Origin of the sequence: uncultured Turicibacter sp. (genome assembly GCF_938044715.1) — a bacterium.
GTDB lineage: Bacteria > Bacillota_I > Bacilli_A > MOL361 > Turicibacteraceae > Turicibacter > Turicibacter sanguinis.
In genome coordinates, this window is the sequence record NZ_CALIOS010000041.1 from 20,704 (window position 1) to 28,391 (window position 7,688).

At 35.3% G+C, this 7,688-nt stretch carries 7 protein-coding genes and 1 pseudogene; 2 read left to right on the plus strand and 6 right to left on the minus strand.

What is annotated here, in order from left to right; translation table 11 throughout:
* Positions 1–135 precede the first annotated feature (135 nt).
* The gene (gene tkt, locus QWC74_RS03995; RefSeq protein WP_006785324.1) at positions 136–2,118 is read right to left on the minus strand and encodes a transketolase; all 1,983 of its coding nucleotides are present in this window, start codon (positions 2,116–2,118) and stop codon (positions 136–138) included.
* A 318-nt stretch (positions 2,119–2,436) separates the two neighbouring features.
* Between tkt and QWC74_RS04000 the strand changes: the two genes are divergently transcribed.
* Positions 2,437–2,604 carry a DUF362 domain-containing protein gene (locus QWC74_RS04000; protein ID WP_006785323.1) on the plus strand — a complete coding sequence of 56 codons (168 nt, stop codon included), beginning with the start codon at positions 2,437–2,439 and terminating at the stop codon, positions 2,602–2,604.
* A 50-nt stretch (positions 2,605–2,654) separates the two neighbouring features.
* Here the strand turns inward: QWC74_RS04000 and QWC74_RS04005 are convergent, their stop codons facing one another.
* Both QWC74_RS04005 and QWC74_RS04010 read right to left on the minus strand, forming a co-directional pair.
* Entirely contained in the window at positions 2,655–2,894 is a 240-nt protein-coding gene (locus tag QWC74_RS04005) for a DUF896 domain-containing protein (protein ID WP_006785436.1), read from the minus strand.
* Between the two features lie 44 nt (positions 2,895–2,938).
* Positions 2,939–3,112 carry a hypothetical protein gene (locus tag QWC74_RS04010; RefSeq protein ID WP_009607333.1) on the minus strand — a complete coding sequence of 58 codons (174 nt, stop codon included), beginning with the start codon at positions 3,110–3,112 and terminating at the stop codon, positions 2,939–2,941.
* A 151-nt stretch (positions 3,113–3,263) separates the two neighbouring features.
* On the opposite strand from QWC74_RS04010, the gene lexA reads away from it, so the two are divergent.
* On the plus strand, positions 3,264–3,911 hold the full coding sequence (gene lexA / locus QWC74_RS04015) for a transcriptional repressor LexA (RefSeq protein WP_006785435.1): 648 nt from the start codon (positions 3,264–3,266) through the stop codon (positions 3,909–3,911).
* 232 nt (positions 3,912–4,143) lie between these two features.
* Here the strand turns inward: lexA and miaA are convergent, their stop codons facing one another.
* The 3 genes and pseudogenes from miaA to QWC74_RS04030 all read right to left on the minus strand — a co-directional run.
* Positions 4,144–5,064 (minus strand): tRNA (adenosine(37)-N6)-dimethylallyltransferase MiaA, encoded by a 921-nt coding sequence (miaA, locus tag QWC74_RS04020; protein ID WP_006785434.1) that lies wholly within the window; start codon positions 5,062–5,064, stop codon positions 4,144–4,146.
* 9 nt (positions 5,065–5,073) lie between these two features.
* Positions 5,074–6,903: a DNA mismatch repair endonuclease MutL gene (mutL, locus tag QWC74_RS04025; protein WP_288993920.1), complete on the minus strand. Its 1,830-nt coding sequence runs from the start codon at positions 6,901–6,903 to the stop codon at positions 5,074–5,076.
* Between the two features lie 7 nt (positions 6,904–6,910).
* Positions 6,911–7,688, minus strand: a pseudogene (locus QWC74_RS04030) (DNA mismatch repair protein MutS); the annotation flags it as partial.

Here is a 7,688-nt window from a genome sequence, read left to right on the forward strand (position 1 = left end):
CCCCAAAAGTTTTACCTAATTATAACAAATTTTCATATTCTTTTATATGTGTTTTTAACCTAAATTTCACTCTGAACAAAAAAAAAGAAAGCTTGGCTTTGACCAAAACTTTCCCTTTTTATTTAAATTTAAAAATTACGCCATTTCTTTGAATAATGACACAACATTTTCTGCTGTAAATCCATAAGCTTCAATAACTTTATTAGCTGGTGCAGAAGCTCCAAAACGATCAATTCCCATGACAACTCCATCAAAGCCTACATATTTATGCCATCCATAAGTTGCTCCCATTTCAATTGACATACGTTTTGTTACCTGTTTTGGAAGAATGCTTTCACGGTATTCTTTTGATTGTTTTTCAAATAAATCCATTGATGGCATGCTTACAACACGTACATAAATTCCTTCACTTGCTAATTTTTCTTGTGCTTCAACCGCTAAATTAACCTCAGAACCTGTTGCAATTAAGATTCCATCCATTTCTTTAGCTGCTTCACTTACGACGTAAGCCCCTTTACTTACACCTTCATATGATGTATGAGCCATTGTTGTTAAATTTTGACGAGTTAAAATTAACGCCGTTGGTGTATTTTTAGATTCAACAGCTAAACGCCAGGCTGCTGCTGTTTCAGTTGCATCTGCTGGACGAATGACTGAGAAGTTAGGAATCGTACGTAACATAGCTAATTGCTCGATTGGTTCATGTGTTGGACCATCTTCACCTACTGCAATTGAGTCATGCGTTAAAACGTAAGTAACTGGTAATCCCATTAAGGCAGCCATACGCACTGCTGGTTTTAAATAGTCGCAGAATACGAAGAATGTTCCACCGAATACGCGAACTCCACCGTGTAATGCCATCCCATTTAAAATCGAAGCCATCGCAAACTCACGAACTCCGAAATAAATATTGCGTCCATCTGGTGTTACTTTAGAGAAATCTCCACCATTTTTAATATTTGTTTTATTTGAATGAGAAAGGTCAGCAGATCCCCCTAAGAAATAAGGAATCGCCGAAGCAATAGCATTAATTGCTTCATTGTTTGTATCACGTGTAGCTGCAGAATGCCCTGTTTCATAAGTTGGCATCACGTCTTTTAAATCAACTACTAATTCATTATTCATTGCTTTTGTTAACTCTTCTGCTAATTCTGGATAAGCTTTTGAGTAACTTGCAAATAATTCATCCCACATCTTATTAGCAACTTGTCCACGTTCTTTAATTGTTTCATTAAAATGATGATAAACTTCAGCTGGTACCGTAAATGGCTCATGATTCCATCCATATTGTGATTTAGCATACGCCCCGTCCTCATCACCAAGAGGTGCACCATGAACTGCATTTGTTCCTTGAAGTTTTGAACCATATCCAATGACTGTTTTCACTTCAATAATTGACGGTTTATCTGTTGTTTGTTTCGCACATTCGATTGCTTTATTGATGGCTTCAACATCATTTCCATCTTCAACACGTTGAATATGCCAACCATAAGATTCATAACGCTTTAAAACATCTTCTGTAAAGCTTTGTGTTAAATCTCCATCTAAACAAATGTCATTTGAATCATATAACACAACCACTTTTCCAAGCCCTAAATGTCCAGCAAGTGATGATGCTTCACTTGTTACCCCTTCCATTAAATCTCCATCACCACAAATTACAAAGTTGTAATGATCGATTAACGAGTAACCTTCTTTATTATAACGGCTTGCTAAATACTTTTCTGCTAATGCCATTCCGATTGCCATTGGAATTCCTTGTCCAAGCGGTCCACTTGTAGCATCAATTCCATCTGTATGACCATACTCAGGATGTCCTGGTGTTTTTGAATCCCACTGACGGAATTGTTTAATGTCATCCATGCTCACACTATATCCTGATAAATGTAGTAATGAATAAAGTAACATTGAACCATGTCCTGCCGCTAACACAAAACGGTCACGATTAAACCAATTACTATTACTTGGATTTGCATTTAAATGCTGTGTAAATAATGTGTAAGCCATCGGTGCTGCCCCTAACACAACACCAGGATGTCCTGATTTCGCCTTATTGATAGCGTCAATACCTAATGTTCGAATTGCATTAATTGATTGTAATGAGATGTTATTTTCCACGTTATTACCTCCTCTATACCACCTATATAATACCCTTTTGTCGAAATTTTTACAATATTTTAGAAAAAATTTTTATTTCACAATCTAAAAACTATCTTTTCTTTCATTCTAGCGTTCTTCTCCTTATTCTCGACGTAACCTTCTATCCTCTAATCAGGGAATACGATTTTTTATAATAAAAGAGATTAGAATGAAAAATCTCGACTTATTTTTGCTGATTTTAATCCTGTTTTTTATAGAATTAATGCATAGGGATTACAGGATTTGCTAGCATATGTTATAATAAAAAGGAGTTATTTAATAGGGAGGTTATCACGTATGCCACGTAAAATTCTTGATACTTGTATCGCTTGTGGATCTTGTGCTGCTGAATGTCCAGTAGAATGTATTTCTGAAGGAGATATCTACTCAATTGATGCAGACGTATGTATTGACTGTGGGGCTTGCGAAGCAGTTTGTCCAACAGAATCAATTATCGAAGCATAATTCTAATCAGAATAAAAAAAAGATTTGCCTAAGGGCAAATCTTTTTTTTATTAATGAATCACAGTTCCGCGCTCTTCTTGAATTTTTTTAACTTTCTCTGGCGTCACATCATCACCATTTGGATCAATGACTCTCATATTTTCAATTGTATTTTTCATACTTTCTCTGAAAGTTAATAGATACTCTTCACGTAAAGCTTGTTGCTCTTTCATTTCTTCTTCAGTTAAAGTTCCTTCTTTTTTCTTCTTCGCTAATTCATTTAAACGACTTAATTTTTCTGGCGTTAACATTTTTAGCACCTCCATGTTTGATCACCCTTTTAATATACCAAATTTCACTTCTTTTGATAAGCAAATACTTCTAAAAACGGAATAATCGTATTCGGTTTTAAATACATAAGTAGATCCGTGATATCAGTCAGTGCAATCATCATCATTCCTAAACAAATAAAATAAAATCCAATTAAATATCGATAACTATAAATAAATAAACAAAACTTATTAAACATCTTTATCCCTCTTTTATTAAAACAAATGTTCGATTTTATAATTTTATTATATTCGAACATTCGTTTGTCGTCAATATGAAAAGAACAAATGTTTGTCTTTTATTCTTTTTACTGATATAATGAAATTAATAAAATGGAAGGAGGTTATATCATGAAACCTATTACAAAACGTCAACAAGCGATTCTTGATTTTATTAAAGCCGAAATTGATAAACGAGGATATCCGCCAAGTGTTCGAGAAATTGGAATAGCTGTTGGTCTTTCATCAACTGCTTCAGTTCATAACCAACTAAATCAACTTGAAAAGAAAGGATTTATCCGTAAAGATAAATCGACAACACGAGGAATTGTGATTTTAGCAAATGAGACAGAATCAAAGGCTGCTAAAAATGATTCAAAAATTATTGAATTCAAATCGGTTGTTAATGTTCCGGTAATCGGTAAAGTAACAGCAGGGATGCCAATTGAAGCCATTGAAAACCCTGATGATTTCTTCCCTCTTCCGACACATTTAATTCCTTCTAACCAAACTGTCTTTATGTTAAATGTCCATGGTGATTCAATGATTAATGCTGGAATCCATGATGGTGATCAAATCATCGTGCAACAACAGCAAGATGCCCATAACGGGGATATTGTAGTAGCCATGCTAGATGATCATGAAGTGACGGTTAAACGGTTCTTCAAAGAATCTGGTCATATTCGTTTACAACCAGAAAATGATTTATTAGAACCGATTATTGCCAACGATGTTTACATCGTTGGCAAAGTAATCGGTTTATTTAGAAATATGCACTAATCAAAAATACCTTAATGAATCATTCATTAAGGTATTTTTTTATGTCACTTCACTTTAATGCCTTCATCCCTTTGTTATTCTAACTTCAGCTTTTTGGTTAAGTAAACATCTAACTCCCTCTAAACTAAAGATGAGTTAAAAAACAGTCATCGCCATCATTCTCTTGCTACTAAAAAATTTATCAAAAAGTATCAACTCTCCTTATTAAATAAAAAATGGATTAACAATCTAGTTAATCCATTTTTTTTAATTCAATATAGGTTAAAACATTTTGAACCGTTTTTTCAAACTGATTTACATCCACCTTGAACCACTTAACATCCATTTGATTATTAAACCACGTATATTGACGCTTTGCATAACGACGTGAATTGCGCTTAATTAATTCTTTACACTCCTCAAGAGACGTGAGGCCATTAAAATAATCATATAACTCTTTATAACCAATGGCACGAATCGATTGTGCCGTCTGAGGAATTCCCGCTTCAAATAAAGCTCTCACTTCCTCAACAAGTCCTGTTTCAAACATAACATCCACACGTTTATTAATACGGTCATACAATACATCGCGATCATCTGTTAATCCGATTAAAGCAACGTCATATATCAATTCATGTTGTTGTGTTTGAATCATCTCAGATTTTTTCACCCCTGATGTTTCAAAAATTTCAAGCGCGCGAATAACACGCTTACGATTATTCGGGTGAATCGTCTTCGCAGCTTCTTCATCAACCTCTGCTAATTTTTGATGCAAGGATTCATTATCAAAATCCTTATATTTTTCATCATCGACTTCTTTCGTCTCTGATTCTCCTGCAAATTCGTAATCATATAAAACACTTTTAATATAAAGTCCCGTCCCCCCTACAATAATTGGCATGTTCCCGCGACTTTTAATTTGATCAATCTTTGCACGCACCGTTTTTTGAAATTCCGCTACTGAATAAGGTTCATCTGGATTTTTTTCATCAATTAAATGATGAACAATCCCTTCACGTTCTTCAATCGTTGCTTTGGCTGTTCCAATGTCCATTGTTTTATAAATTTGCATCGAATCACCACTAATGATTTCACCCTTTAACTGCTTCGCTAATTCAATACTTAACTTTGTTTTTCCAACTGCCGTCGGACCTACAATACAAATAACATCCATTTTTTTCACCTACATGACTCGCTTGAACAATTTTTCAATTTCATATTTTGTTAATTTTACAATAATCGGACGTCCGTGTGGACACGTATATGGTTGATCACATAAACATAAATCAACTAACATCTGTTTAATTTCATGCTCATTAATATACTGATTCGCTTTAATCGACCCTTTACAACTCATCATAATCGCCACTGATTCGCGTAACTTACCAATATCCACTTTATTATCATAAATGATTTGCTGTAAAATCGTCTCTACAATTAATTTAGCATCTAAATTTTGAACCCAGACGGGAATCGTACGAACAACAAGTGATTGACCGCCAAACTCTTCAATCTCAAATCCAAACTTCATTAAAGAAGGTAACGACTCCTTTAAAAGCAATAATTCATTCGCCGAATATTTTAACACCATCGGAATAATGAGTTCAATACAATCACCCTTCACATCTTTAAGTAAGGCATAATTTTTTTCATATTGTATACGTTCCATTGCGGCATGTTGATCGACAATAAATAATCCTTCTTCATTTTGAGCCAATAAATACGTTCCGTGTAATTGCCCAATATAATGAAGTTCTAACTGCGGAATCGCTTGTCTCGTTGGAACGACCACTTTAAAATCTTGAGCGGGTTGTTCAAGTGAAACCATCGGTTCTGCCACTTCTTCAACATGAACTGACTCTTTTTTTACGTCAACACTCTCTTTTTTTAATTCAATAGGATTTTCATCAACCATCTGAACCGCAATCGTCGGCTTAAAATTCGCCTCCTTCGTTAAACTTAACGTTTGCTGAATTGGCTTTGGCATCACGACCTTCGGCTCTTCAATTTGTGTTTCTGGAATATATTCTACTTGCTTTAACACGTTGCGAAGTTCATGATAAATAAATGTTTTAAGTGATTCCTCCTGCGAAAAGCGGACCTCAAGCTTTGCTGGATGAACGTTAACATCCACTAAAATGGGATCTAGTTTTAAATTAAGCACCACAATCGGATACTTATCTTTAGGCAGTAACGTATGATAAGCCTCTATAATCGAACGCATCAAATTATAATTACGAATCGCGCGCCCATTCACGATAATCGTCACATAATTACGGGAAGCACGATTAATAATCGGATCGCTTAAAAATCCAGAAATCTCAAAATCATCATTTTTCGCCGAAAATGGAATCATTTTTTTAGCTACATCAAAACCATAAACACTTGCAATCACGCTTTGCAAATTATTTTGTCCATTCGTTTGAAAAAGTAAACGTTGATTATTTAAAAGCTTGAATGCAATTTCAGGGTGAGAGAGTGCAATTTTATTTAAATAATCTGTAATATGACTAAGCTCTGTATTCAATGACTTAATATGTTTTAAGCGAGCTGGTGTATTAAAAAATAAATGATTGACTTCCATCTCCGTTCCTTTACGCATCACACCCGGCTCATTCACTAAAACTTCTCCTGCTTTAATATTTAAATGAACACCCGAAGACGCACCATCCGATGTTTTCACATGAACATCTGAAACCGAAGCAATTGACGGAAGGGCCTCACCACGAAACCCAAGTGTTTGAATTCTAAAAATATCATATTGGGTTTTAACCTTACTCGTCGCATGACGTTCAAAGGCAAGGAGAGCATCACTCTCACTCATTCCCTCCCCATTATCGATCACTCTGATTTGACGAACACCTGAGTCCTGTAATTGAATTTCAATACTCGTACTATTAGCATCAATCGCATTCTCAAGCAACTCTTTAACAACTGAAGCGGGGCGCTCAATTACTTCCCCCGCTGCAATCATATTGGCAAGTTGCTCACTCATACGTCTAATTTTTCCCATACGTCACCTACTTTCGATTATTGAGTTTAACCTTAATCTCATACATCGCATTCATCGCTTGCATTGGCGTTAACTGATATAAATCAATAGACTGTAATTCTTCAATAATATCCTCATATGGATTGACAATCTCGACCTTTTTTTCAACTTTAACGACTTCTTTAACAATTGGTTTAGCCTCTTCAAATAACGATAACTGCCCACTACCTCCTAAAACCTTTGGTTCTTCTTTTACAACAGGAGCTGGTTGAATCATCACTTTATCTTCTTCAAGAGCTGTTAATAACTCTTTTGCACGTGTTATTAAGGGGGAAGGAAGTTTGGCAATTTCTGCAACATGAATTCCGTATGATTTATCCGACGGCCCTTCCATTACTTTATGCATGAAGATTAACTGACCTTGATGCTCTTCGGCACGAACATGGCGGTTCTGTAAATGAGGACATTGCTGTTCAAGTTGTGTTAACTCATGGTAATGTGTCGAAAATAAGGTTTTAGCACCGATATTATCATGTACATATTCTATAATCGATTGTGCAAGCGCCATTCCATCAAACGTAGCAGTTCCACGTCCAATTTCATCTAATAAAATTAAACTATCTTTTGTCGCATGCTCCAATGCATAATTGGTTTCCATCATCTCAACCATGAACGTACTATGACCCGATACTAAATCATCCGCTGCTCCAATACGTGTAAAGACTTGATCAAAAATTGGAAGATTGGCTGAACTTGCCGGAACAAAGCATCCAATTTGAGCCATAATGGAAATCAGGGCTAACTGA

Excerpts from the sequence above, each read along its gene's own strand:
- QWC74_RS04000 (WP_006785323.1), top strand. The coding sequence starts at position 2,437 with ATGCCACGTAAAATTCTTGATACTTGTATCGCTTGTGGATCTTGTGCT.
- QWC74_RS04005 (WP_006785436.1), bottom strand. The coding sequence starts at position 2,894 with ATGTTAACGCCAGAAAAATTAAGTCGTTTAAATGAATTAGCGAAGAAG.
- QWC74_RS04010 (WP_009607333.1), bottom strand. The coding sequence starts at position 3,112 with ATGTTTAATAAGTTTTGTTTATTTATTTATAGTTATCGATATTTAATT.
- lexA (WP_006785435.1), top strand. The coding sequence starts at position 3,264 with ATGAAACCTATTACAAAACGTCAACAAGCGATTCTTGATTTTATTAAA.
- miaA (WP_006785434.1), bottom strand. The coding sequence starts at position 5,064 with ATGGATGTTATTTGTATTGTAGGTCCGACGGCAGTTGGAAAAACAAAG.
- mutL (WP_288993920.1), bottom strand. The coding sequence starts at position 6,903 with ATGGGAAAAATTAGACGTATGAGTGAGCAACTTGCCAATATGATTGCA.